A 26,942-nucleotide genomic window follows, 5' to 3' on the forward strand; every position below is an offset into this window, starting at 1 on the left:
GTATTGAATATAAAATACGGGATTTTTATAAATAAATTATTCACTTATTCGAAAGAAGTTCATTCGTTACATATTACTTATCTAATTAAGAAACATTCATATACCAGCCCAAACATCTTTTCCATATCGCCCTTCATCTTGCACACGATCCAACCAATTCCTTGCTTCTTGTTCACTAACTTCATGAATTTCTTGATAGGCTTGACAAAGGGTATCTTCTACATCCGGAGCCATTTTACTTCCATCACCACATATATAAAGATGAGCCCCATTATCTAATAGCGAAATTAAATTGATTCTATCTTGTTTTATTAAATGCTGTACATATGTTTTAGGATGTCCTTCTAGGCGAGAGAAAGCTGTGTGTAAAGAGATTAATCCATCTCTTTCATCACTTTCTAGTTCTGTACGATAGAGATAATCCTTTTCAGGATGACGACAACCAAAGTATAGGTGCGCTTCTCCTAAGTTCATACCTTTTTGCTTTTGAACGCGACGGGCTTGTAAGAATCCACGGAATGGTGCAATTCCAGTACCTGGTCCAACCATGATAATTGGGGTTTCTGGATTTTCAGGTAATTGAAAGTTTGATTGTGGCGTTCGAATGAAACAGATAATCTCATCTTGATTATGACGCTGAGCTAAATAATTAGAAGCAACTCCTTCATATGTCCCTTCCCCGCTCCATGCAGGCGCATTCACAACACCAACCGTAATACTCAGACGATCCTGTGCAATGAGTGGAGAGCTTGAAATTGAATAGTAACGCGGTTTGAGCGCCGGAAGAAGTTCTAAAAAACGTTCAAATCGGATTTCACAAGCCTCATACTTTTCAAGAAGATCTAACATTGAAATACGTTTCTTTAATATTTGTTCATGATAAACTCCGTCTTCCAATAATGATTCCAATTCCTTTTTATGAGGAGGACATGCTGTGAATGTCACCATTTCTCGTATTTGTGCTCGAGTGGCTGCTTCTTGCACTTCGACACTATAACTAAGAAGGTCATATAAACGAACAGGACTGTCTAAAGGTATGTGATTTACACTTCGTCCACTTGCGCTTAATATGACTTGATCCTTCCCGTTTAATCCAAAGCGTTTTAAAATTCGGTTGACATTTTTCTCACTATTAATTGGCAGCACCCCAAGGTGGTCTCCTTCTTTATACGTAGCGCCTTCTGGCAAGGATATCTCAATATGTCGCGTGCTTCTTTCACTGCTAGATGATTGAAGTTCACGATTTTCTAATATAGATGCATAAACTGCTTCATATGTTCGCGCAAGAGGAGATCCTCCAAGACGGCTGACAAATTGCAGACTCAAAGTACTGCGTTCTTTCTCCATGTTTTTGTTAAGTTCCAATCCAAATGCCTTCATCGCATCAGACCACATACTTTCTTTCCATTGCTCGAGCTGTTCCTCGAAATCACCACTTGCATCCGCTTCTCCGCGTGTAGAAAATCTCGTTGCTCCTTTTTGAGCCATTTGCTCATCAATGTATCTTGGTATTCGCTGATAGGTACTAGCCCAATTATGGTCTCCACAACCAAAAACTGCGTATTGAACACCTTTTAGCTCATCCGGTTTTAATTCTTCCAACCACTGCACAAACTGTCCTGCATTACTTGGCGGCTTTCCATTATAAGAAGAAGTTACAATAAGAACCGCTCCTTCTTTTGGCAAACTTCCAATTCGATCGTTAAGAGCTGCCACTTCCGTTTGAACACCTTCTAAACTAGCTGTATCTGCTAGTTCTCTTGCAATACCTTCTGCTACCCCTGTATCCGAGCCATATAGAACAAGAAGTGAAAGATTATCGGCTCCAATAATAGAAGGAGTCTTCTGAACTTGCTGCTTGATTTCATGGTTTTTCAGTTTCTCCTCTACAGGCGCAAGAACAGTAGTATGGCTAATAGTTTGATTTCGAGGTACAATCCTAATTTTAAAATCACCAGGCTTTAGCGTTAAGGTTTGTTTTACGTCCAGCTGATAGTCTTCATAATCAATGAATTCAAAATGTTGAAGAAGCATTCCCATTACGAGTGTGGCTTCATGAAGTGCAAACTGCATACCGATACATGCTCGTTGACCATTTCCAAATGGCTTATAAGCATGATGAGGAACCTTATCCAGATCTTCAAATCGTTCAGGTTGGAACTCTTCCACATTGTCTCCCCACGCGTCTTTATCCCTATGTAACTGTGGAATAAGAACAGAAATACGATCTTCTCCTTTTTTAATTGGATATTTCCCACCAATCACTGTATCTTCTTTTGCATAGAGACTGAATGCTGGAGCAGTAGGCCATAGACGTAGCGATTCATTTAAAATCATACGTATATACTTTAGTTTCATAACTTGTTGGTATGTTGGAGTGGGATCTGTTAAAACTCGGTCTACTTCTTCATAGGCTTTTTTCAACTTATCTGGATTTTTTAATAAAAAATAGATTGCAAAAGATAACAATCCACTTGTTGTTTCATGCCCAGCTATTAAAAAAGTGATAATTTGAAAACGAATATTTTCATCATCTAATTTTTCACCAGTTTCCGGATCCTGCACATGTAACATACGGGAAAGTAAATCATTTTCTTCCTGATTCCCACTATTTTTACGTTCAGCAATAATATTATCTACTAAAGAAAACATGGATTGAATATCATGTTGAAATTGACGTTTCGTTCTCCACATGAGTTTATCTTCTATATCCAGCCGCTGCAATTGGTGCATTGCCTCATCTAGAGCACGGGTCATGCTAGTAATAAAAGGATGAGGGGTCTCGCGATAAAAGCTATTAAATCGGTAATTAAAACCACATAGACCAATTGTATCTAATGTAAGGCGAGTCATATCCTCTGGAACATCTACGTTTTCATTCGGATTCAGTCTTGCCCATTTTTGAACGAGTTGTACAGCAATATCGACCATCATGGCATGGTAATCTTTCATTGCCCGTTGGCTGAATGTAGGCATCAAAATATTATGAGCTTTTTTCCAGTTAGGCTCTTGAGTCTCACTTGTAAATAATCCGTCTCCAGCAAAGGCACGAACCTTTGCTAAAGCACCCTCTATACTTTTATCGAATCGTGTTTCGTCACAGACTTCTGCTACCAGTTCATGTCCAGAAACGACAATGATCGTATCACTTAAAGTTTGCATTCGAAAAATGGGACCATACTCTTCCGCTATCTTGATAAAGGATAAGGTCGGTTTATCTTTATCGATTAATGGGAGATTCCCTAGCGGTCCATATGTTTTCGGCTGAGGAATGGCAGATACTTTTTTATCCATTAAAAACACCCTTTCAAAAAATACTAAAATATCCCATTCAATAGAAAGAAGATAGCAATGAAGCGCCTGGGATAAAAATATGTAATTGATTACCTTATTTTATCTTTTCCCTAATTATTCACGATTATGATATTGCTTATAAGGTTGATATTAGATTTATAACTTGCAGAAAAATACGAAATTAAAATGAAACATATTAGTATAATGTTTATCAGAAATTGAAAACTAAAGATTGTAGTATTTGGAAAGCCAATAGTTTCTAATGAAAAAAGGATCTGATATGAAGATCAGATCCTTTTTTCACTATGTGTAATTATTTCACTGTTTCTTTCAGTTCTTTTCCCGTTTTAACTATCAGCTTCTTAGTAGCAAAACAACTTGTAGACATCATTATCTCGAGTTTTATTTTGCTCTACCGATTTAACCTCTCGACTGCTTCCGGGCTTGTATCTACACGTTTAACGAAAAAAACTAATAGTAGTGCAACAATATTCATGCCAAGCGCTACATAGAACGAATATTGGATTCCGGATAATAAAGCCTTCTGCGTTACTATTACCTTCGTAGCTTCTGTGAAGGTTGTTGGATCTAATTCAGACATTAGACTTTCAGCTTTTGTTTTTGTTACAGAATTCATAATCGTAACAAGAATAGCAGTACCAATTGAACCGGACACTTGTTGAGCTGTATTATTAACAGCTGTACCGTGCGGATTTAAGCGAGTTGGCAATTGATTAAGACCATTTGTCATAAGTGGCATCATCACCATCGCCATCCCAAACATCCGCAGCGTGTAAATAAGAATAATATGTGTGTGACTAGAGTCGATTTGCAGGTTTGCCAGCATATAAGTTGAAACAGCTGTAATGGAAAGTCCTACTATACCAAGAATCCGAGGTCCATATTTATCGAATAGTTTACCTGTAATTGGTGACATAACTCCCATTATTACCGCACCTGGAAGCATCATCAGCCCAGAGCTCAGCGGTGAAATACCGCGGACATTTTGTACATAAGCTGGTGTTAAAATCATACCCGAAAACATGGCTACTGCGTTGACAATTGCAATTACAGAGGCAAGTGCAAACATTGGGTACTTGTAAACACGTAGATCCAATAACGGTTCATTCATTTTTAGTTGACGGATAATGAAAGCAATTAGGGCAATAGCGCCTATGATTAAGGTTGTTAAGACAACTTTATTCGTCCAACCATCGGAGCTTGCAGAACTGAATCCATATAACAGACCGCCAAAACCGAAAGAAGATAATAATAATGAGAGATAATCAAGTTTTGCATTTTTGTTTTGTCTCATGACATTCTCAGATTTCCAAATCCCTAACAGTAAGCTTATGATTGCTAACGGTAAAATCATTTCAAAAAGCAAACGCCAGTCATAATACTCTACAATATAACCCGATAATGTCGGTCCAATTGCTGGGGCTGTAATCATAACTAATCCAAAAATCCCCATTGCTGTTCCCCTTTTTTCTCTCGGAAAGCTTACTAGCATAATATTCATTAACAAAGGTCCCATGACTGAAGAACCTGCTGCTTGAACCATCCGGCCAGTAAGTAATAAACCGAAGTTCGGTGCTACAGCCGCTAAAGCCGTACCAAGGATAAAAATCAACATGGATGTAATAAATAAACTCCTATTGGAGAAGCGGGTTATTAAAAATGCTGATGCCGGAATTAATATACCACTTACAAGCATATATCCTGTAGAAAGCCACTGGATCGTTGAATAATCTTTAATGTCTAAATCCTTCATTATTGATGGCAAGGCTACATTTAAAAGCGAGTTATTTAGAAATGAAACAAATGCCCCAATAAAAAGGATTACAAGCATTACATATGGTGGTTTTCTTTTATGTAATGTTTCACTCATATATTTATTTGCCCCTTCATTATAAATTCCATTGATTAATTTCAATCATTCACATATCTGCTCAAAAATACATTACCCTTGCAGTATTTTGCCATACTCTTCGAATGGATATTCTCTTTTTCGCAATTCTACTTGCTCTACATAACATTTTAAAATCTTTTTTATTGATTAAACGCATTTGTTAACCGAAATTAAATTAGGCTACATTTTGAGGTGAAGTTGTCTTATCGCCCACAAATAGCAGGATAAATCAACAAGACAAGACCACACCCATTCCTTTAAATACAGGCTTGTAAATCTAGTTATGTAACCATCCATCAAAAGGAATATTACATAGGCTAAGTCTAACATTACATTTTTAAAGTAAGGGGAATAAGCTTATGCACCAATATCGGTATTTGAATTCAAAAGGAAATGAGGAGCATTATAATTACCAAATTTCAATGTCATCATTATATGTACAGCCCCAAATCACTAAAGCTGAGGGAATGAATGATTTGAAGATTCCTGAGAATTGGAGTTGTCGCTTCTATCCAATTGGTTCGGATTCACCAGCCAATTATACAGCTTTCCATCCTCAGTCCCCTCCCTTCTCTTTGGATCAGCCAATCCATTATGCAGGGATGATGCCCCAAGGTCAACCCGCTAATTGGCCTCCATTCCCAGTCCATGCAGGTAATTTTCAAAAACCTCCCTTACCCTGGGCTCAACCATTCAACCATACAGGGATGTTCGCACAAGGTCATCTTGCCGCCTTACTCTCACCGCCAGCTAAGGCTTTTAAATTTAATAGCAATAACTGGGGTATTTTCGGAAACTCTCCAGGATGGGGTGGACAGATAAGTCCCATGGGATGGGGGAATAACGGAGGTTACGGTCAACCAGGAATGCTTGGAAACTTACTTACAGTAGGAAAAGGCACTATGAATGGAATTGGAATGCTTAGTAGTCTAATGGGTATGGGGAAGTTCTTCTTTTAGTGAATTAGAACGAGTGGATACGTCCATAGATCAAACATGCCCATCAGTGTATTGATTATATGGTTCCAGTACTCCCTCCAAGTTCGGTTCCTCTTATGTCAAATTATAAAAACATCTATTGCCTTGTATGTGATAACTTGATATAGGTATGGTGGCATTAACAAAATGCAAAAACCGGTTCCTTTACGAAAGAACCGGTTTTTGCATTTTGTTGGAAAAGTAGTCAAATCTTTTTTTCATTATTTAACACTTTGAACACGGCCAATTTGTCCATCTTGTAGTCGAACTTTAATGCCATATGTATGTGTTTCGCTATGTGTCAAAATGTCTTTCACAACGCCACTTACAGTTTTACTATAATCATTATCCAATTGCATAACTACATGTGAACCAACTGAAATTTGTGACCTTGTTGGTTTCCCACCTGTTGCTTGTGTTGGTTTTTCTTGTTTTTGTGTTCTCTCCTGTTGTGTAGACTGCTGTTGCTGAGCTTTCTTCTCTTCTTGCTTACGTTTTTCTTCTTCTGCTCTTTGTTGCTCTTCTTGTTTACGTTTTTCTTCTTCTACTCTTTGTTGCTCTTCTTGTTTACGTTTTTCTTCTTCTGCTCTTTGTTGCTCTTCTTGTTTACGTTTTTCTTCTTCTACTCTTTGTTGCTCTTCTTGTTTACGTTTCTCTTCTTCTACTCTTTGTTGCTCTTCTTGTTTACGTTTCTCTTCTTCTGCTCTTTGTTGCTCTTCTTGCTTACCTTTTTCTTCCTCTACTACTTTTTTGTCTTCATCCACTTTTTGCTCATCTGGTGCGCCCTTTAATTTTTCTTCATTACCTTTACAAGCACTTAAAGCAATTACACATAAACTCATAAGTGCAAATAATAATTTCTTTGACATTTAAAAATCCTCCTATATATACATTACAAATTAATAACTTTCATAGCATAACAAAAGTATATGTATTTCTTTGTCGTAATTTGTCGTATATATGTAATTTCTACTAAAAGACGGGCTCTATAATAAAGTGAAACTTTAATCAGTGGGGATTTCTTCATCCCCCACCTAGCTTCTTTGCTTTCGCTAAATTTTGAGGTGGGGGTCTTACTGCCCATTAAAGCGGGATAAAAAAGTTTTCAAACAATATTTTTAGTCTCCTTAAGTTAATAGCTATAGATTGAAACCATACCCGCAAAAAGCGTTAGCCTGGAACGGACATAAAAAAGCGAGTCCATGAATGAAATTCGTCCATGGACTCGCTAATCATCTTTATTGGAATTTTCAGTGCCCTCCTATGCAGGTAGAGGAATTTTCATAGGAATATCAATCCCATGTTATGATTGCAGGCGTTCAAGAGCCGAGGTGCGGTAATTTGCATTTTGCTCAACAGTAGCTTCTGAAAGTGCCCTCTTCAATGCCACAGCGTTCAAATCCTTCTCGATAAAATCAGGCGTTCCAGACGCAGGGGTGCCAAGCTGAACACGCCATGAATCGTCTATGGAACCGCCATCGACAGGATCGAAGCCGATTGAGTTGACAAGCTTCATCACAACCGCTTTGGCCTCAGGATCGTCTGCAAAAACCGGTAGTGCAATCCGGTCCTCAGCGCCTTCCGGTTTCGCCAGATCAATAATACGCTGAGCTACGATGTTGCTGAACGCTCTGACGACTGGGGCACCGATTTGCTGCTCTACCCAACGGCTTTCCGTTTTTATGCTGCCATCAAGGAGTTGTTCAATTCTGCCATCCCGATGTATAGTATAATTGTTGGTATCGATGATAAAGGCTTTTGCTTGTCGAAGATCGAACAATCCACGAGGAAGTGACGCAATTTTGCCGAAAGGGATCGCCAGAATAATAAGCTCGGCTCCACGCACCGCTTCTTCATTAGTCACCGGACTCGCTCCAGTAAGAGTTGCGACCTCTGCCAAAGTGTCTGGCCCGCGTGAATTTGAGATGTTAACCTGATGCCCCAAAGCGACAAGCTGTTTCGCCAAAGTTGACCCAATAAAGCCAGCACCAATAATCCCAATATTCATACCCATATTCCCCCAACTCTAATATTCTTAACCGCTTTACAAATTTTTCATCTCCACAAATTCATTTATCTACAATAAGATTAATGTGCGCCACTTAATTTAACTAAAATTTTTGATTGCGATTTATCATGAATTAACGCTTCAAAGCCTTGTTCAGCAATATTATCTATATCAATTTTACTTGTAATAATTGATTGCGCGGGTAATCTTCCATTAGCAAATAATTCAATAACCTCATTGTAAGTTTCATTGCTGTATCCTACAGACCCCATTAATTTTGCACCACTAAAGATTAGTGAAGCAGGAACATTAAATTGGATATCTTGCGTGTGGAAGCTGATAACCATCATTGTGCCACGAACTTTAGTTGATTGAATAGCTTGATTAAATGTTGACTCGACACCTGCAGCTTCAATTGTCACATCTGCTCCATTTGGGAATAATTTTCGAATTTCTTCAACAGGATTTACTTCTTTAGCATTAAAGACGTGTGTCGCACCCATTTCAGTTGCTTTATCAAGTCGACTATCAAATAGATCGATAACAATAATATTAGAAGCACCTGCAGCTTTTGCACCTAAAACAGCAAATAGCCCAATAGGACCCGCTCCATAGACAACGACAGTATCCCCTTCTCTTACATTTGAATCCTTAATGGATTGGAAAGATACAGCTGCTGGTTCAACCATGGCTGCCAATTCTAGCGGTAAATGATCTGGAATTTTAAAAATCGTTTTTTGTGGAAGTATCACATATTCAGCAAACCCTCCGTCGATTTGTGCACCAACTGCGTCTAAAGTGATGAAACGTTCAGTTTCAGCATTTGAAGGATCTTTAAGCATCATTGGATAGATACATACTCTGTCACCTTTTTTAAATTTTGTTACATGAGAACCAACCTCTGCAATTTCACCAGAAAATTCATGTCCCATTACCGTATTCATATTTATTGGTACTGAACCTGGATGCAAGTATGCATGCAAATCAGAACCACAAATACCAGCCCATGCCACTTTAACTTTTACGTCATTCGGTTTTAATTCTTTCGTTTCTCTTTCCTCAATACGAATATCTCTTTCACCATACCACACTGCAGCTTTCATCAAAAATCCTCCTTTAAACAATTCAACTGTTGTATATTTTTTCATTGAGCATGAGATTGCAATTCATTTTTTTTAATATGAAAGCAGCTCTCTTTTGCTATGTTCATGAATCTATCATAGGTTTTGGAGGAATTCGATGAGCAAAAAATAATATATGTCTCAAAGTGAGACATATATTTTGAATTGGTTCATTTATTTAGAAATTTTTAGAAATCCTAATTAATTCTTCTTTTGAAAATGGATATTCATTCCCTATCCATTTCTTTATAATCTCAAAAAAACCACTACAGTAGAAATCGCATAGTACCATTGGATATTCAGAGTTTTGGATTCGTTTGGAAAGTGGGTCATTATATTTCATTGAGGTTTCATATAAATCTTTCGAACCATACTGGATCAATTTTCCGTATAACTCAAGGCTATTATTTTTACTGGTAATATTAAAAAACAATGTACGATTAACATCGATGTATTCAATTATTTCTTCAAATAATGTACGTTCTAAATCCATACCTTGCTTTGTTTGTTCAAAGAGGCTAATTGCGATGGAATTTGAAGCATCACTAAATAGCTCATATTTATCTTCGTAATGCCGGTAAAATGTGCTTCTATGAATCATTGCTTTTTCACAAATATGATTAATTGTGATGGATGAAAATGTTTTTTCTTTTAATAACTCCATGAACGCATCTTTTATTATGTTTTGCGTGCGTAAACGTGTAAAATTGCTCAATTCAAGTATCCTCCTATATTTAGCTCCCAAGTAATGCTTAAAATTATAATAGTTTAGACCGCATAGTCTTTTTTCTTTTAGTATGCCTAAATCCATAATAATATGGAATTCTTTTTCCTAAATATAATACTTTTTATAAAATAATTTTTAACTTTAGCTCAATAGCTCTAATTTATGAATAAAATTGACCCTGGCACTTAAGCCAGAGCCAAAATGCTTATTTTATATGGAGTAGTTCACTTTTCACAGGGAAAGAACTTAATCCATATATAGTACTACTATTCGAGATAGGAGTGGGAAGATTCTCGTCAATAAACGAAAATGATTTATATCTTTTTATTAATTCTGTCAATACAATTTTAGCTTCTAATCTAGCTAGAGGCGCGCCTAAGCAAAAGTGGATACCATGCCCAAATGTTAGATGAGGATTTCGCCCACGATAGATGTTGAAACTATCACCATCTGTGAATTGATGCGAGTCACGATTAGCTGATCCTACCCAAGCTGAGATGATTTGATCTACTTGTAAAGTTTGGTCCTTTAATTGAATCTCTTTTTTTACTCTTCGTGTAATTCTTTGAACCGGTGAACGATACCGCAATACTTCTTCAATTGATTTTGGAATAAGAGATATATCCTGTTGTAATTGCTCATAAACATTTGGATATTCTATAAAACAATATAATGCGTTTCCAAGTAAATTGGTCGTTGTTTCATTTCCCGCTACTAATAGTAGTTTACAAAACGATACTAATTCTTTACCTGAAATGCTTTTTTCCGCTTCACTTTGAACTAGTAAAGAAATAATGTCGTTTGCATCTTTTTGGGATTTTTCTCGATTGAGTTGTATGATTTCTTCAAAAAAATCTCCTAATTCATTTTCTGCTTGTAAACGTGTATGAAAAAATTCTGCCAAATAATCCGGATCATCATGACTCGGTGAACTTACGATAATATCAGACCATTTCTTAAACCTTTCCATATCCTTAGCAGAAACCCCTAACATTTCAGCAATTACTATAACTGGTAACGGATAAAATAACTCCCTTACAATATCAAAAGTTTTACGATTGGATAATTGATTAAGTATATCGTTTGTAATTTGCTGGATTCTCGGCTCCCATTCTCTTAATGATTTAGGAGTGAAAGACCGATTTACAATAGAGCGAATTTGCGTATGTTTTGGCGGATCCATCCCAAGAATACTTTGTGGAAATGGAGACTTTTTCTTCTCGGGCATAATATTAGAGAAATGCTCTTTATCCTCTAAAACAGTTTTTACATCTTCGTACAAAAAAACATTCCACATATCAGCCTGATGGTTAAAACAAATGGGCTCTTTTTCCCGCATCTCTTTATACCATGCAAATGGTTTATAAGGATCTTCTAACGCCTTTTTTCCTATCAGCTTACTTGTAGGAATCATATCAATTGATTGGTAAGGTGTTTTCATATATAACAATCTCCCCTCTAAAAATATTTTCACACCGAATGAAATTCACCGAATAACATTCGACGTATTGAGGATTATACACCAAAAAACAAAATATTCAAACTAATTTTCTGTTTTTAAGATATCAATTCATATATAATCAGCCTTCACCAATCGGGCTTTTATGGGCAGTTGATCCCCCACCTAACTTCTTTGCTTTCGCTAAATTTTGAGGTGGGGGTCTTACTGCCCATTAAAGGGGGATACATGTTGTATAAAAAATCCGCCACAAAGAAAACAACAAGCTCTACGAATTTCCACTTCATTTTATACATTTAAATTCCACATTGATCCATTCCCTTTGAAAAGGAGAAGAACAAACAAATTACATGTAAAAAGAGACGCTACTTTAAAAACTCAGCGTGATGATTAAAACAGATAGGTTCTTTTTCCCGCATTTCTTTATACCATACAAATGGTTCAAATGGAGTTTCGAAGTCCTTTTTTCTATTCGCTTATTCGTAGGAATCATAACGATTGATTCATAAGTAGTTTTCATATGTAACATCTCCCCTCAAAAAAAACATCTTCATTACACAGAATACAATTCACCGAATAACATTCTGTGTAATGAAGGTTATATAACAATCAACTATATTTTCAAACCACTTTTTCATTTCTAAGATATCAGTTAATATATAATCAAGGAGGAATAAACTTTGTGTAAAAAAAATTTGACCAAAAGAAAACAACAAGCACTACTAACACAGAGCAATATATTTCATGTATTTTTAAATTTAACGAAAGAAAAAAAAATTGAGAATATAACAATTGAAGATATTTGTAAAAAAGCAAATGTTTCAGTAGGAACTTTTTATCATTATTTTTCTTCCAAAGAGGATATTTATAAAAAAATATTTCAACAAATTGATGAAAACCTACATGCTGAATTAGAAAATATAGATCAAAATAAAACAGTGCAAACAACTATTTTAAACTTCTTCCACTGCATAGCTGAATATACGACTAAATTGGAGTTACATATAAATCTTCTTAATGATTTAAACAAAAGAGCATTTATATATGAGCCTTCATTAATTTACAAAGCTCTAAATGGTTTTGTTTATAAAGGACAACTTGAAAAAGAATTAACAAATGATATGAGTGTAGAAGAAATAACAACATATCTTTTTACATTTGCTAGAGGGCTTATATTAGATTGGTGTATTTTAGAAGGAACATACTCTTTAGAACAGAGGATGGATACTTATATGAAATTAGCATTAAACTCTTTAAAACCCTAAATTTTAATCACATTCTACATTCTTTTGCTTCATTACATTAAATTCTGTTTTATTTTTTCTAGGTATTAAAGTATCCAAAATAAAAGAAAAAGCATGTCTCTTCTTTATATTGCAAGAAGAGACATGCTTTTTTTTATAATACCCCCTCATCAATCCATTTCAAGATAGTTCATCCCTTCGGAAAGAGAAAATAACGCTCAAAGTATATGTGAAAAGTTAAGAAAGTGGATACTTCCTGAATGCTAATTTTTAAATGCACATCATTTACACATTTAAAAATTTATTAAGAAATGAACCATTTTGATATATATGTCTCATTTTGATACATATACACATTTTTGTTTATCGATTTCGATTAATACTTATGATAAATTGCTACACATAGCTAGTTTATAGCTTCAATTTAATTGTGGTAATTTCGTCACAATTAAATTAGTTAAAATAATATTTCATCTTTTATCTTTCATAAAAAATTTAAAAAGGAGTTTTTTCAAATGAAGAACCGAGTAAACCCAGCATTATTACCAGGCTTAGAAATGTATCCAGATCAAGATTTACGCCCAGAGTGTTTGCCAACAATGAGAGAAGAAGCGTCAAAAGTCTTCCCACCTACCATTGTTGATGAAACTCTTTCTGTAACAAATGAGGTCATTGAGGGACCTGATGCGAATCCATTACGATTAAAAATTTATCGTCCAAAATCAAATAATGAATCCTTACCTGCCCTGTTGTGGATACATGGTGGCGGATATATCTTGGGATCTATAAATGATAATGATGATCTTGCTGTAAAAATTGCAAAAGAGGCTAACTGTATGGTCGTTTCTGTAGATTACCGTTTAGCTCCTGAACATCCTTATCCAGCTCCAATTGAAGATTGTTATGCAGCATTAACATGGATTGCTGATAACGCGGAGACATTAAACATTGATTCGAATCGAATTGGTGTTGCAGGAGTGAGCGCTGGAGGCGGACTAACAGCTGCATTAACATTATTAGCTCGCGATCGACAGTATCCTTCTATTTGTTTCCAAATGCCACTTTATCCAATGATTGACGATCGTAATAATACACCTTCTGCAAATGAAATTAAACAAGGATTTGTTTGGAATCAAAAATCAAATGAAGCTGGCTGGAAAATGTATTTAGGGAAATTACATGGAACAGATCATATTCCTGCCTATGCAGCCGCTGCTCGAGCAGAAGATTATCGTAATTTACCACGCACTTACACATGTGTTGGTCAATTGGACCCATTCCGTAGTGAAACACTAACTTATGTAACCAAACTTGCAGAAGCTGGTGTTGATGTTGAATTCCATTTATATCCTGGAGCTTATCATGGGTTCGAAATGATGCATCCAGATGCTGATATATCTGTTCACGCTTGGAATGATTATGTACGAGCAGTTAAGACTGGTTTCGCAAAAAAGTAGCTAAGGTAACAACTTCTTTTTGCAATGTATCATTTTTCACTTTCAGTTGTTGTACCTCTGTATTGTTAACAGCTTGAGTAAAACAAGCTGTTAACAATATAGCCCCAGAAATCCAAAGATCTCTGGGGCTTCCTTATATATTTAGCTCTTTTTGCTTTTTGTTTTGTTTATGTCTATACAGCAACTTTCGACTTATTAGAGAAATCACTAATAAGATCAGTATCAATACGAACAATTGCATGAATGATAAATCAAAATATTTAGCACCTGTAACGATTAAAAGTGTAGAAATCGTTCCTTTTACAACGAAAAAAATAATAACCCATAATCCGCCTTTTTTCCAGTTCATTTTTATATTCCCTTTCCTACGTTTTAATTCTTAAATGGGACACCTTATTAGAAATCTACTATATTAATAAAAAGTCATGTCTAATTAAATGCAACGATTCTATATTAAGTGAAAATGATATTCAATGTCAATTTTGTTGATTATATATATATATCTATTTTTCCATCTCAATCTCTTCCCACTTTGTTTCTTATAAACAATGAACTCTTGTCTTCAAATAAAAACACCTCCATTGCATTTGCACACTTAGTATGCAAATGCAAGAGGTGTTTTTTCCATGTACCATCAGATGCTTTATTTATTCGTTTAAGTTCTTAATACGTACCTATTTTCTAGTACACAATAACTGGATCATACGTGTTCAAGCTATCATACACAGTTTTTGCAACGTTAGGAAGAAGGTTCACACAACCACCTGATCCTCCTGTTAAATAAGCATTACTTCCCCAGTCTTTTCGCCAGCCGGCATCGTGGAATCCTTGACCGCTATTTGTGAATGGAACCCAGTAATCTACTTTCACTGCATAATCAGCTTTCCCTACTGCGCTACCTCTTAGCGTATATGGTGTTCGTTTGTATAAAACGTACCACACACCTGGTGATGTATCTTCACCTGTGCTATGTTTACCCGTTACTACATTTGTTGTGAGGACTAATTTACCCTCTTTGTAAATCCAAATTTGTTGATCTGCAATTGAAACTTCTGCATATGTGTCTCCGATGCCATTATTCGATGTTGTTTTATAACCGATCCCTTCCTTCTCCCAACCATTTCCGTGAATATTAGAAGCAGAAAGTGATTTTTCGCCTTTCTCAAAGGCTTGTTGAACTTGTTTTGTCTCTTTTTCAACATCTAGTGCCCAGCCGTATCCTTGACCTTTTACTGATATGACCGAACCAGAATGCGTTTTAAAAGCGAAGTCTTTATGTAATGTAGATTTAGCCTTATTAATTTCAGCAACCTTATTCTTAATTTCGCTCGCATCGATTGTCACCTTCATATCTTTTGACATAGACGCGTTTTGAATTAAATCTTTCGCTTTTAATGAATACACTTCATCCTGCACTTTATAATCAACAGACTGCGTAAGAAGATTTTGTAATGCTTTCTCTTCTTTTTTAATAATCGGATCGTCTTCTTTAATAGGCTGTATGTATGCAGACTTTAGATGAATTTCACTTTTATGCTTCTGCTTATCGTAATCTTTTAGTAAACTCGCAACGTCATACTGTTTTCCATCAACACTCTTCGAAATTACAACTTTTCCTTGTTCAAGCTTCGCCATAGCATCTTGAGGTGCTTTTAATTTTTCATTCATGGAAACAAGCTTTTCTTCTACAAGTTTTTTCATCGTTTCACTACGATACTGATCCGCTTCTTTCGATAACAATGAATACTCTTTTTCCTTTGAAGAAGGGAAAAATGTCCACTGGCTTTTTAATAGTTTCTTAACTTGCGGCAAATCTTTTTCCGTCAGTTCCGTCTTTGTCTCTTTTTCATCTAAAATTTGTTGTTGATCAATATAAACTTTGTTTGCTAATCCAGATGTTTTTAATTTCTGTATTGCCTGATCAGCGCTCAAACCACCGACTTTTGTATCATTAATCGTAACATTAGAATTGAAGTGAGTTGCTTGATAATAGCTCATTCCCCCAAGGAGAAGTGCAAGTACTCCGCCACCTGCTGCGATAAGCTTCCAATTTGTAAAACGTTTTTTTGATCTTACCCGTTTTTTCTCAACTTCTTCAACAGATTCATTTACTGTATTGTTGTTCATCAATCTTTCCCCCGTATACATTAACGTCAATTGATTTTAAACCAAAACCATTGATTAGTGTACCTTATTTTTCCTGAAATTTCATTGTTTTAACCAGATTTTATCTATTAAAGTTAGATTTTTTAATAGAAAGATATATAAAGATGGTAAATAACGCGAAAAAGGACCACATCAATCGAGTTATTATGGGACCCATCGCATTTTGAAGGAGGATACTCTATAAACATTTTAACCTAGTAAAGTAATTTTTAGAAGGTCCAAGTTAAAGACAGGCAGCATAGAATATCTCTTATTTATGAAAAATATCCACAAAAAATGACCTACATGTAGACTCTTTTTTGTGAATATTTTAATGCCGCATGTTTTATTAATTTAAATGCGAACCATGCTTCCTGCTTGTCACCAGTTTTCACAACCTCTACTATCGGCCTAACTAATTTCACCTTATGATATCTTTCTCATCAACAATTTCAAGTTTCTTGAAAACTATTATATATGTTTATACCACGCTTTATTGATACGTTTAATCTTTACAGGTGCTGAATTTTTAGACTCATCCTTTGTTGTAACCCTATTATTAGAACATCCTGCAATAGCGAGACAGCATGTAGCCAATAAAACTAATACTATTAATTTCTTCAAATAGCCACTCCTATATAAAGGAAATATTATATTAAGAAAATTAAACATAACATCAGATCTTTATAAAAACAATATATTTCCTAGTTTTATTATCCGTTGGCAGATTAAATCACACCTTAAGGAGCATGAATCCAATGTCTAATTTCCATTTTATCCGATTCTCAATGTTTATTCCAACATAAAAAGATAGCTATTATTGTTGAAAACTAATTATCTCTCAAAATGAAAAATATAAACTGAATTCCTATAACCCAATATAGTTTACTCAGCTAACTTTTCCCCTGTAACAATCCGAAACAAAGTAGCTGCATTTTTTTCTTCTAATTGAGCGTACCGATTACCACCCGAGATGATTTCCACTTTATCCTTATTAGGGCTTATCCAAATTTGATACAACACAGCTTTCGCCTCTATTTTCGAATTTTTAAATTGAAAAACAAAATGATAATCAGCTGGACGAGACATTTCCACTTTTTTATTTTCAAAAGTAGTATCCTTTAATATTTTCTTTACTTGCATCACTTCATTATTATCTGTCACTACCTTAAAATCTTCATATTCATTATCACCAATATTTTTTTGCACTTCGATTCTTTGCTCTTCATTTTCTAATCCAGTTGAACAGCCGGTTATTATGAATATACAGATACTAATCATAACTAGAGGCCAATTTCTAACTTTCATATTAATACCCTCTTTTCAATACAAAATATTTTAATTTGTAAAATAAAGGTAATTAATTTGAACTTAAAAATATAAATAATAAAGAGAACGGAGTATCGTTCCATGCAGTTACAAACATACATTTGGAAAAGTTATACGTTTCTTCTTGTAAGTATATTCATTACTATTAATCTCTTTCTCTTCACACCTATTTTAGACCGAGTTGGAGTAGAATATATCGTGCCTTTCGCCTACTTCATATTAGCTTCCGCTGTCATAGCGATCCTATTAGCGGTCATCTCTTTTTGTAGCCGAGCTGAGAAAAAGATTTTAGCCATTATCGGGTTATGTTTTACTTTATTTAATACAGCAATTATTTTATTCTTCCTTTGGTTTGGTTACCATTTCACTTAAGTGAAGTATAAATAAATCCCATAAGCTACAAATAAAATTAGTAAAATAGAAATGCTGAGTACCGTGTATATAATCCATTTTAAACTTGAACTCATATACGCCCTCCTCTCACCTTCTAACAATTCCATTATATAACAAAAAAGCATTGGATACCCAATGCTTTTTACACTTACACAAATAAAGACGTATTCGCATATAAAGCTGGTGAACCACCTGAATGTACGAATAAAATGTTGTCTTCTTTTTTAAATGTACCTTTTCTAATTAAGTCGATTAGCCCCGCTACTGCTTTACCTGTATACACTGGATCCAGTAAAATACCTTCTGTTTTCGCAAGTAATTGCACTGCTTCCACCATTTCCGGCGTTGGTAACGCATAACCTGGTCCTACATATTCATCAAAGCATGTAACAGCTTCGCGCGGGATAAAGTTTGGAATACCAACGTGAGCTGACGTTTCATCTACAAGTTTTGCTACTTTCTCTTCTTGCTCTGCTTTTCCTCTACTTACGTTAATGCCGATTACTGGAATGTTACTTTGTGTTCCAGCAAAACCAGTAATTAAACCAGCGTGCATACCGCCGCTACCACTTACGCAAACGACTGAACTGAAATCAATTCCTTGGTCAAATGATTGCGCCATAATTTCTTGCGCACAAGCAACGTACCCCATTGCGCCAGTAGGATTTGATCCACCAACCGGAATTACATATGGTGTACTACCTTTTTCACTAACTTCTTTCGCGACTTTATGCATCTCTTCCATAAGATCTGCTCCGTTTCGTACAACAATGACATTTTCAGCACCTAGTAAATGATATAAGAAATAGTTTCCGTTAAAATCTGGCTTCTCTTCTGGCTCAAGCCCTTCTTCTAATACAAGAATACATTTCATTTTTTCTTTTACCGCAGCTGCCAGTGTTAGGCGGCAATGGTTTGACTGAATACCACCAGCTGTAATTAACGTATCTGCACCCTTTGCCTGTGCATCCGCAACTAGAAACTCTAACTTTCTCGTCTTATTACCACCAGCTGTTAAACCAAGTAAATCATCTCGTTTAAAATAAATAGTCGGCCCGCCAAGTGCCTCAGAAAAATTGTTTAATTTCTCAATTGGTGTATATGATTCGGTATATTTTTTTCTCGGGAATTTAGCTAAATTCATGAATAACGCTCCTTTGTACTTCTTTCACAATGTATGTAACGATACTATTATTGCATGTAAAAATGATGAAGTCATCTTTCTTGGATAAAAATGTGTTGGAATTCGGTTTTGGCGAATGGAATTGCATTGAAGGTTTTATCTTCAATGCGGTACATGAAATTATAATAATGATTTTAACCATATTACGGTACATAAAATTTATATCGACGATTCGACATAAGATATCGATTTATCGACAAAAACTGGCAACATAAAAGGACCCACTCGATAAAAAGTAGGCCCTCTTCCAATCACTTATTTGCCGAAAAACGAAGTAGCTGTGTTAATCCTGGTTCTAAATTCATTTCGCCTTTATGGCGTACGTATACGATTTTGTCCCCGTCAAAATTGGGTGGGTTTCCTGGATTATAAGCATGCCACTCGTCCGCTCCTTCTACAGCGTACTCCATGTATTCTGTTGCACCGACGATTACGTTTTTACTATCATCTGCCGTTACATTTGGTGCCATTTGTGCAATTTTCGAATCACTAATTAACAATTTCTTTATTTCCTTATCACGTTTGTAATCGTAAGCTGTCACCATTACATCGCTACCATATGCTTTCACTTGCAACCCTTGTTTGAATGAAGAGCCATCAGGAGCAGTCTTCTCTCCTCCATTTGGTCCAGCCGACATCCAGCCTGTTTCAATACCACCCGTATTTACAACTGTAAATCCTTTTTCATCTCCGCCTGCAATTTTCTTTTTACCAGCCCAATCCGGTAAATTTAAATCCCAGTGCGTGTGGCTCGTGAAGAAAACAACTTGCGGGTAATCTTTTAATATATCGTACAATTTATCCACGTTTAAATAGTCATTTAAATATGGTGACTGTCTTGATCCAGACACAGTATCAGGTAAAACGTGATGAGAAAAAATGAAAATCGGCTTGTTTTTATCTTTTTGACTATATTCTTCTAAATTTTGTTTTAACCAACCTAATTGTTCATCACTCATATATACTTCATCCCACATTTTTGAATCGTGGTATTTCATATATTTTTCCGTTCCTAAAAATAAAAGCGGATAACCATCTAATTCTTTTTTATGATATACCTTTTCTTGTCCGCTAAATTTCAGATAGCGGTTAAATAAAGTTTCCTCAGTTACACCATTTGGCCATGTACTTTGAGATAACTTCCCATCAGCTGTCCATTTTCCAGCGTAAAACTCATGATTCCCAACAGTTGACCATACATTTTCGGGATGCTTATTTTTGTTTAACACACGCTTCACATCATCATATTGTGACTGTTGTCCAGTTGGCGTTATATCCCCATTCATAATAAGCGCTCTAGAAAGTGGCGTCACTTTGTTCATATCTTTTAACACGTGATCAAAGTCTCCTAAATCCCCTTGAATGTCACTAATAACGTTAAAAGTTGTAGCTGATTTTCGAACTTGCTCTTTCCCTTCCGCATATGCTGAAAATGTCGGTAATAATGCCGCCATAACTGCTAACGAAGCAACTGTCTTTTTCATACAAATTCTCCCCCTAATAATAGAATGTACAAACTGACATGTTCTGCCTTCTCTTAGGTGCTTGTCCAATTCACATTATAAGGAGAGATTGTAAAGATAGATGGAGTTAAAAGTTAAGTGTTTTTTAAGAGGATTTGTTGGTTTTCAGTTTATCTCTTTAACTTTTCTTCATTTAATCCAAATAACTCTGGCAAAACAAAATCCCCATCTTTCCTAATCAATACATCATCAAACCAAATTTCACCCCCACCATACTCTGGTCTTTGAATGTTTACTAAGTCCCAATGTATCGCTGAATTATTTCCGTTGTCTGCACCTTGCAATGAATCTCCAATCGCTAGATGAAAACTACCATTTATTTTTTCATCAAATAACGTATTATTCATCGGATGTAGTATGTAGGGGTTAAAAGCTAGCGCGAACTCTCCAATATATCTTGCTCCCTCATCCGTATCAAGAATTCGGTTCATTCGCTCTGTATCATTTGCATATGCCTCTATTATTTTCCCCTGTTTAACATGTAACTTTATATTTTGAAACGCATAACCTTGTTGAACGGAAACTGTATTAAATGTTATTACTCCATTCACTGAATCTTTGACAGGTGCTGTATATATTTCGCCATCCGGGATATTATCCGTACCATCCCCCTTTAAAACGCCTATTTCTTCAATGGAAAACTCCAAATCCGTTCCTTCTCCAATAATCCTCACTCGTTTTGTCTTTTCCATTAATTCTTTTAATGGCTCCATTGCTTTTGACATGTTGTTATAATCTAGCGTACATACATCATAGTAGAATTTTTCATAAGCCTCCGTGCTCATATTTGCTTCTTGTGCAGAAGCCGCATTCGGAATACGAGTTGTCACCCATCTCGTTTTATACACCGCTTCACTATGAGCTTTTCCAAATATCGTTTGATATAACTTCATTTTTTCTGCCGGTACATCCGCTAATTCATATGCATTTCTAGGACTACGAAGATTAATATACACTTGCATCTTACTTAATCGGTAACATTCCCAATCTGCTAATAACTTAAATTGTTCTTCAGATCCTGACAAAATTAATTGCCTCGTAACAGACACGTCGCGCATTGATACATGCGCATATCCACCTGCTTTTTCCACTGACTTAATAATTTCACGAACGACTGCGGGGGCTATCTCTGTAACACTTTGGATCAACACTTGATCACCAGGTCGCACTTTCGTAGAATGGTTGACTAATACATCTGCTAATTTCGATAACCTTTGCTTCACTACTTAATTTGTTACATTCATACTTCATATTCTTTACATTATCGAATTTCCCTTCCTAGTTCATATTTCCCACTTGTTCTTCCACAAAAAAAGACACAGAGATTCCTCCCCATGCCTACTAATTCCTACTTCTTCACCGCATGCACATAATGCACCGTCTCAAAAGCTTTTAAATAATCGTTTCGTCCTTCAAAATAGAATGCATTTATATCTTCTGGTGATAAATGCTCATAAATGAGTAAGCCCGCCTTCTCTAACAGTGCTTCCATTTCGGCGTAAGAATAACATGATTTCATCGGTTCTCCGCCTACTGCAGCCATTTTCACCATGTTTTCAACTCGGTTAGACAACCCTTTTTCCGTAAATAAGTTTTCATCGGGATAATCAAAAACGATAGTGCTCCCTTCTGGAACTATCTCGAATAGACATTCTATTAAACTAGAAAGTTCCTCTTTCGTTAAATAGTACGTTACACCTAATAGACTAAAGAACGTCTTTTTATTTTCAAATCCTTCATTCCGTAACTGTTCATAGGAAAATCCTTTCGTGAAATCCATCGAAACAAAATGAAGATTATTTGGAACTTCAAGTTCTGCTTCTTTTATTCTTTCCTGCTTAAACTGTTGCGTAGAAGGATGATCCACTTCAAATATTTCTATTTTATTTTCTAATTCTCGGTGTCTAAAACTGAACGTATCTAAGCCTGCACCGAGTATAACGTATTGTTTCGCTCCCAGCGTAATCTCGTGTAGTAATACTCTTTCACAATATGCCGCACGCGCTAAAGGTGTTGGTGATAATTGAACTTGCGTAATCCATTTTAATATTTCTTTCGGATTGTCTTGAAACTGCTCTGCAATGTCTGTATTGAAAAAATGGATTCCTTGAACCATGTTCGTTTCAATATCGCTTCGTTCTTTTGGCGATATGAACTCTTTAGCTACATAATCATCAAATATTTTCGGACTATCAAATTCACTATGATATGCTCTTCCGAAAGCTGATACTAGCGACGTTATACTTGATTCACCTTTTTTCACGCACATACACTCCTTCATTTTGACAATAAAAATAGGGTTCCCCTGGCCAGGAGAACCCTATTATACACTTTATTTTTATATTGGTAAATTATAGCATAAATAAGTTTTTTTGTCAAGTTTCCAGCCTACTATCACTTCGGCACTCTGTATATTCTCTGGCAGGAAAATATTGAATCTACATTGAATATTCCAGACTATAACAACACACATGGAGGCCAATATGAAACGATTCGTCATTATTACGGTAGGAAAAACACACAGCGGTAAAACTACATTTGCAGAAGCTTTAGAAAAAGAGTTATCCCACTCTTTCGTTATGGATCAAGATAACCAAGCTGAATTTATTAACACGCATTATGAAAAATTACAGCCGGCTAAAGGCCCTAATACATTTAAGCACGGTCTTTCAAAATTCATTGTTGATTATGCGAAAGAACATACAAGTTTACACCTTATTATTAGTAACTCTAATCACAGTAAAAATGGAAGGTTATATTTACTAAACGAATTATTTCCACAAAATGAATATGTACGCATACTCGTTCACTTTGAAATTCCAGATGATGTACTTTACGAAAGAGTGGCTCGAAGCACGCGAAGTACGAATATTTTTAGAGGTAGCTATTCTAGTTTCAAAGAAGTACTCGATCGGCAACAAACTGAATCACTTCACGAAGATGTTGTAGATCCTATAGAAAACGAGGCTGATTATTTGTTTGTTATCCGCAATAATAAAGATGTAAACTTTACTATTGAAGAAATTGTTCATCTAGCTAAAGATTTGTCCCCTACCCAAAAATAAAAGATTATAAAAATTACATAATCATAGATTATTATGCAAATCCTTCCTCTAAGCGCCTAACATAGTATATAATGATAAGATAATCTACTTCTATATGCTCATTTTCACACAAAACAGTTCATGCATATGAAAGAAAAGAGGTACAAAAATATGAAAACAAAACAAACAATCGCTGCGTCTACACTAGCTTTAGCAATGATTGCTGGCGCAAACTCTGCTCATGCGGAAGTAACTGATGCTACTCCTCAGCAAAGTACGGGAGATCGATTAGCTGAAATTAAGCAACATAAACAAGAGTTAGATGCGAAATTGCAGCAACACAAAGAAAACGTGGATCAAACATTAAATGAACTTAACAAAGTTAAGGAAAATGTTGATACGAAGGTTAATGAACTACATGAACGCAAACAAGTTGCCGATGAAAAAATTAACGAGATTAAACAACATAAACAAGAATTAGATGCAAAACTTCAGCAAGACAAGCAAATCGCCGAAGATAAAATCGCTGAAATAAAAGAGCATAAAAAACAAGTAGAAGATAAAGTTGCTGAAGTGAAAGAGCATAAGCAAAATATCGATAATAAGGTTAATGAGATTAAAGAACATAAACAAACTGTCGATGAAAAAGTGAATGAAATGAAGCAACATAAAGAGAACATCGATCAAAAGGTTAATGAACTTAAAGAAGTAAAAAAACAAGTAGATGACAAATTAGCTGAGTTAAAGAAAGCGAAACAAACTGCTGAGGACAAACTTGCTGAGCTAAAAGAAAACAAACCGAATACTGGTAACACGTTAGAGGAACTTAAGAAAATTAAAGGCAATTTAGATAGCCTTTCCGCTAACTTAGAACTAGCTAAACAAGATGTGAAAAATAAACTAGCTGAATTACAAAAAGCTAGAGAAGATTTACTAAATAAAATTAACGAAATTAAACAAACGAAACAAACTGTTTCAGACGATTTAACAAAGAAAAAACAAGACTTAGATATTAAAATCAACGACTTTAAACATACTGAGAAAAAAATTGAGGACAAATTAGCTGAGGTACATACTACGAAGCAAAATGTAGATAACAAAATTAATGAAGTATCTCAATCAAAACAAACCGAAACAAAGACTGGTACTACAAACACAAACAATAACGCTAAAGAACTTCCTAACGCTGGTAGTGAGCAATCAAATAATATGGCTTTAGGTATGTTATCTGTATTAGGCGGCGTTTTATTAGTAACTCGCAATAAAATTAAAACGTTATTCTCAAAATAAAGCCATTATACTTATTAGAAATAATTATACAAAGGCCAACCGCATGTACGGTTGGCCCTTTTCTTTATATTAACTTTCCATCTCTTAGCGTCAATATACGATCACATACATCAAGCATTCTTTCATCATGTGTAATCATAATGGCTGCTTTTTGGCTCTCTTTCACTTCACGTTTCATCATTTCAACAACTTCACGTGCGCGTTTTGAGTCTAAGCTTGCCGTTGGCTCATCTGCTAATATTAAATCTGGGTTGTTCATGAATGCACGAGCGATTGCTACCCTTTGTTTTTCCCCACCAGATAGTTGATTTGGATAATGATTTTTTCTTCCTTCTAATCCAAATGCCGCTAATAAATGATCCGCACGCTTTTCTGATTCTTGTTTACTTTCTTTTTTTAACTTCGCAATGTAAAGTAATTGTTCTTTTACATTTAAATATGGAACAAGATTTGCAAACTGGAAAATGAAGCCGATTTTTTTCAAACGAATGTCTGTCATTTCCTTTTCTGATAACTTCGTAATATTTTGCTCACGAATGTAAATATCCCCTTTTGATGGTGATAATAATGCACCCGCGATTGATAATAACGTACTTTTCCCTGATCCAGAAGGACCGACGATTCCGATAAATTCTCCAGCTTTTACATCAAGCGATATCGGATGAAGGGCAGTTACTTCCGTATCCCCTTCTCCGTACACTTTACTTACTTTGTCTAGTTTTAATAATGAAGTCATTACATCCCGCCTCCAATTGCTTCTAGCGCATCAACTTTTAATACTTGATATAACGAAATAAGTGTTCCTAAAATACTAATGACGATAAAGATTGCTGCATATTGTGCAATCATCGGTGTTGTTAATAAAAACGGCATACCTGCTGGTAAAATTGTTTCTAATCCTTGTACAAGAACAATACTAATTACCATCGCAACGATTGATAAGAATAACGCCTGTACGACTAAACTATTTGCTAAATACGAGTTCTTCGTACCAATTGCTTTTAATACGCCTAATTGCTGTGTTTTTTGTAGTGTAATAACGTAGAAGAATACACCGATTAATAACGCAGCGATAACAAGTAAGAACGCAATGATCATCGTTAATGTTCCCTGCTCTTCTTTAAACCCTGGAATACTTTGCAGCACTTCTTTTTTGTCAATTACGTGTGCATTTTTAATCTCTTTATCTGTATTAAGTGCAATTGCACTATAATCTTTTTGGTTTGGTTGTGAAATAGCGCCCCATACGTCTTCATTTACATAAACGACTGGTGTATGGCTAAACATTTGATCTTTCGTAAATCCAACGATTGTAAATTCCTTCTTTGAAACAGGATCAATAATTGTATCTCCGATATCGATTCCTTTTTCTTTAATGGATTCATCAGCAACCATCTCGTTGTTTGCTGTGCCTAATTTCTCACCTTTTACAATGTTCGGTTCTAAAAATGAATCACGTTCACTTGAGAAAATCGCAACATCCACTTTTTTCGAACTATCTTTCTTTTCATACGTTGAAACTTTCACACGAAACGGAACAGCCTCTTTCTCGCCTACTTGATTTACTACGTTATCTACATCGTCTTTCTTAATTTGTGAACGAAGTAATTTATTTTCCGCATCATCTGCTAAAACGAACTTATTTGCCTCCATATTTTGAATCGATGAAGCATTATCATATGATAATCCATTTGCTAATCCTGAAATAACAAGAACTAAAAATGATAATAACACCATAATCAGTCCGATTAATCCGTATCGTAATTTTGATTGTTTTAATTCACGCAGAGCTAAAAACATTTCGCTCGCTCCTTCCTCTTTCTTTCTATGCACTTA

Annotated in this window: 22 protein-coding genes and 1 pseudogene; 6 read left to right on the forward strand and 17 right to left on the reverse strand. The window is 35.5% G+C overall.

Annotated elements, in window-relative coordinates:
* Nucleotides 1-96: 96 nt before the first annotated feature.
* Together cypD and ACTFRN_RS14200 are read right to left on the reverse strand one after the other, a co-directional pair.
* Nucleotides 97-3,294 carry a bifunctional P-450/NADPH--P450 reductase gene (gene cypD / locus ACTFRN_RS14195; RefSeq protein WP_088106689.1) on the reverse strand — a complete coding sequence of 1,066 codons (3,198 nt, stop codon included), beginning with the start codon at nucleotides 3,292-3,294 and terminating at the stop codon, nucleotides 97-99.
* 412 nt (nucleotides 3,295-3,706) lie between these two features.
* A complete protein-coding gene (locus ACTFRN_RS14200) occupies nucleotides 3,707-5,185 on the reverse strand; it encodes an MDR family MFS transporter (RefSeq protein WP_088106690.1) in 1,479 nt (492 codons plus the stop codon).
* A gap of 380 nt (nucleotides 5,186-5,565) precedes the next feature.
* On the opposite strand from ACTFRN_RS14200, the gene ACTFRN_RS14205 reads away from it, so the two are divergent.
* Nucleotides 5,566-6,165: a hypothetical protein gene (locus tag ACTFRN_RS14205; protein WP_049111031.1), complete on the forward strand. Its 600-nt coding sequence runs from the start codon at nucleotides 5,566-5,568 to the stop codon at nucleotides 6,163-6,165.
* A gap of 239 nt (nucleotides 6,166-6,404) precedes the next feature.
* On the opposite strand, the gene ACTFRN_RS14210 is transcribed toward ACTFRN_RS14205, so the two are convergent.
* The 6 genes and pseudogenes from ACTFRN_RS14210 to ACTFRN_RS14235 form a co-directional block, all read right to left on the reverse strand.
* Nucleotides 6,405-7,052, reverse strand: coding sequence for a YwbE family protein (locus tag ACTFRN_RS14210; RefSeq protein ID WP_254231426.1), 648 nt, complete (start codon nucleotides 7,050-7,052; stop codon nucleotides 6,405-6,407).
* Between the two features lie 434 nt (nucleotides 7,053-7,486).
* On the reverse strand, nucleotides 7,487-8,191 hold the full coding sequence (locus tag ACTFRN_RS14215) for an NADPH-dependent F420 reductase (RefSeq protein WP_001020516.1): 705 nt from the start codon (nucleotides 8,189-8,191) through the stop codon (nucleotides 7,487-7,489).
* A gap of 80 nt (nucleotides 8,192-8,271) precedes the next feature.
* On the reverse strand, nucleotides 8,272-9,294 hold the full coding sequence (locus ACTFRN_RS14220) for a 2,3-butanediol dehydrogenase (RefSeq protein ID WP_088106693.1): 1,023 nt from the start codon (nucleotides 9,292-9,294) through the stop codon (nucleotides 8,272-8,274).
* A 196-nt stretch (nucleotides 9,295-9,490) separates the two neighbouring features.
* Entirely contained in the window at nucleotides 9,491-10,027 is a 537-nt protein-coding gene (locus ACTFRN_RS14225; protein WP_088106694.1) for a TetR/AcrR family transcriptional regulator, read from the reverse strand.
* 217 nt (nucleotides 10,028-10,244) lie between these two features.
* Entirely contained in the window at nucleotides 10,245-11,480 is a 1,236-nt protein-coding gene (locus tag ACTFRN_RS14230; protein ID WP_074568166.1) for a cytochrome P450, read from the reverse strand.
* Nucleotides 11,481-11,875: 395 nt separating this feature from the next.
* Nucleotides 11,876-12,018: pseudogene (locus ACTFRN_RS14235) on the reverse strand (cytochrome P450); the annotation flags it as partial.
* Between the two features lie 160 nt (nucleotides 12,019-12,178).
* Between ACTFRN_RS14235 and ACTFRN_RS14240 the strand changes: the two are divergent.
* Nucleotides 12,179-12,763 carry a TetR/AcrR family transcriptional regulator gene (locus ACTFRN_RS14240; protein ID WP_000335146.1) on the forward strand — a complete coding sequence of 195 codons (585 nt, stop codon included), beginning with the start codon at nucleotides 12,179-12,181 and terminating at the stop codon, nucleotides 12,761-12,763.
* A 494-nt stretch (nucleotides 12,764-13,257) separates the two neighbouring features.
* The gene (locus tag ACTFRN_RS14245; RefSeq protein ID WP_000797642.1) at nucleotides 13,258-14,199 is read left to right on the forward strand and encodes an alpha/beta hydrolase; all 942 of its coding nucleotides are present in this window, start codon (nucleotides 13,258-13,260) and stop codon (nucleotides 14,197-14,199) included.
* 133 nt (nucleotides 14,200-14,332) lie between these two features.
* On the opposite strand, the gene ACTFRN_RS14250 is transcribed toward ACTFRN_RS14245, so the two are convergent.
* The 3 genes from ACTFRN_RS14250 to ACTFRN_RS14260 all read right to left on the reverse strand — a co-directional run bounded on the left by ACTFRN_RS14250 (nucleotide 14,333) and on the right by ACTFRN_RS14260 (nucleotide 17,652).
* Nucleotides 14,333-14,548, reverse strand: a complete 216-nt coding sequence (locus tag ACTFRN_RS14250; protein ID WP_001104101.1) for a hypothetical protein — start codon at nucleotides 14,546-14,548, stop codon at nucleotides 14,333-14,335.
* A 332-nt stretch (nucleotides 14,549-14,880) separates the two neighbouring features.
* Complete coding sequence (locus ACTFRN_RS14255) at nucleotides 14,881-16,326, reverse strand: L,D-transpeptidase family protein (RefSeq protein ID WP_001064101.1); 1,446 nt, start codon at nucleotides 16,324-16,326, stop codon at nucleotides 14,881-14,883.
* 903 nt (nucleotides 16,327-17,229) lie between these two features.
* A complete protein-coding gene (locus ACTFRN_RS14260; RefSeq protein WP_049112243.1) occupies nucleotides 17,230-17,652 on the reverse strand; it encodes a hypothetical protein in 423 nt (140 codons plus the stop codon).
* Between the two features lie 102 nt (nucleotides 17,653-17,754).
* On the opposite strand from ACTFRN_RS14260, the gene ACTFRN_RS14265 reads away from it, so the two are divergent.
* On the forward strand, nucleotides 17,755-18,045 hold the full coding sequence (locus ACTFRN_RS14265; RefSeq protein ID WP_088106696.1) for a hypothetical protein: 291 nt from the start codon (nucleotides 17,755-17,757) through the stop codon (nucleotides 18,043-18,045).
* Nucleotides 18,046-18,214: 169 nt separating this feature from the next.
* On the opposite strand, the gene ACTFRN_RS14270 is transcribed toward ACTFRN_RS14265, so the two are convergent.
* From ACTFRN_RS14270 to ACTFRN_RS14285, 4 genes are all read right to left on the reverse strand, one after another.
* Nucleotides 18,215-19,210 (reverse strand): D-cysteine desulfhydrase, encoded by a 996-nt coding sequence (locus tag ACTFRN_RS14270; RefSeq protein WP_001046592.1) that lies wholly within the window; start codon nucleotides 19,208-19,210, stop codon nucleotides 18,215-18,217.
* Nucleotides 19,211-19,500: 290 nt separating this feature from the next.
* Nucleotides 19,501-20,733: a DUF4073 domain-containing protein gene (locus ACTFRN_RS14275; RefSeq protein ID WP_000754283.1), complete on the reverse strand. Its 1,233-nt coding sequence runs from the start codon at nucleotides 20,731-20,733 to the stop codon at nucleotides 19,501-19,503.
* Between the two features lie 149 nt (nucleotides 20,734-20,882).
* A complete protein-coding gene (locus tag ACTFRN_RS14280; RefSeq protein ID WP_088106697.1) occupies nucleotides 20,883-21,995 on the reverse strand; it encodes an aminopeptidase in 1,113 nt (370 codons plus the stop codon).
* A gap of 125 nt (nucleotides 21,996-22,120) precedes the next feature.
* Nucleotides 22,121-23,041, reverse strand: a complete 921-nt coding sequence (locus ACTFRN_RS14285; protein WP_041184511.1) for a class I SAM-dependent methyltransferase — start codon at nucleotides 23,039-23,041, stop codon at nucleotides 22,121-22,123.
* A 214-nt stretch (nucleotides 23,042-23,255) separates the two neighbouring features.
* On the opposite strand from ACTFRN_RS14285, the gene ACTFRN_RS14290 reads away from it, so the two are divergent.
* Entirely contained in the window at nucleotides 23,256-23,837 is a 582-nt protein-coding gene (locus ACTFRN_RS14290; protein WP_088106698.1) for an AAA family ATPase, read from the forward strand.
* Between the two features lie 150 nt (nucleotides 23,838-23,987).
* Entirely contained in the window at nucleotides 23,988-25,106 is a 1,119-nt protein-coding gene (locus ACTFRN_RS14295; protein WP_049113637.1) for an LPXTG cell wall anchor domain-containing protein, read from the forward strand.
* Between the two features lie 64 nt (nucleotides 25,107-25,170).
* Here the strand turns inward: ACTFRN_RS14295 and ACTFRN_RS14300 are convergent, their stop codons facing one another.
* On the reverse strand, nucleotides 25,171-25,842 hold the full coding sequence (locus tag ACTFRN_RS14300; RefSeq protein WP_074615513.1) for an ABC transporter ATP-binding protein: 672 nt from the start codon (nucleotides 25,840-25,842) through the stop codon (nucleotides 25,171-25,173).
* A complete protein-coding gene (locus ACTFRN_RS14305) occupies nucleotides 25,842-26,906 on the reverse strand; it encodes an ABC transporter permease (protein WP_049113639.1) in 1,065 nt (354 codons plus the stop codon). The genes ACTFRN_RS14300 and ACTFRN_RS14305 overlap by 1 nt, the downstream gene beginning before the upstream one ends.
* Nucleotides 26,907-26,942 lie beyond the last annotated feature (36 nt).

Origin of the sequence: Bacillus cereus group sp. MYBK245-2 (assembly GCF_051916145.1) — a bacterium.
GTDB lineage: Bacteria > Bacillota > Bacilli > Bacillales > Bacillaceae_G > Bacillus_A > Bacillus_A pacificus.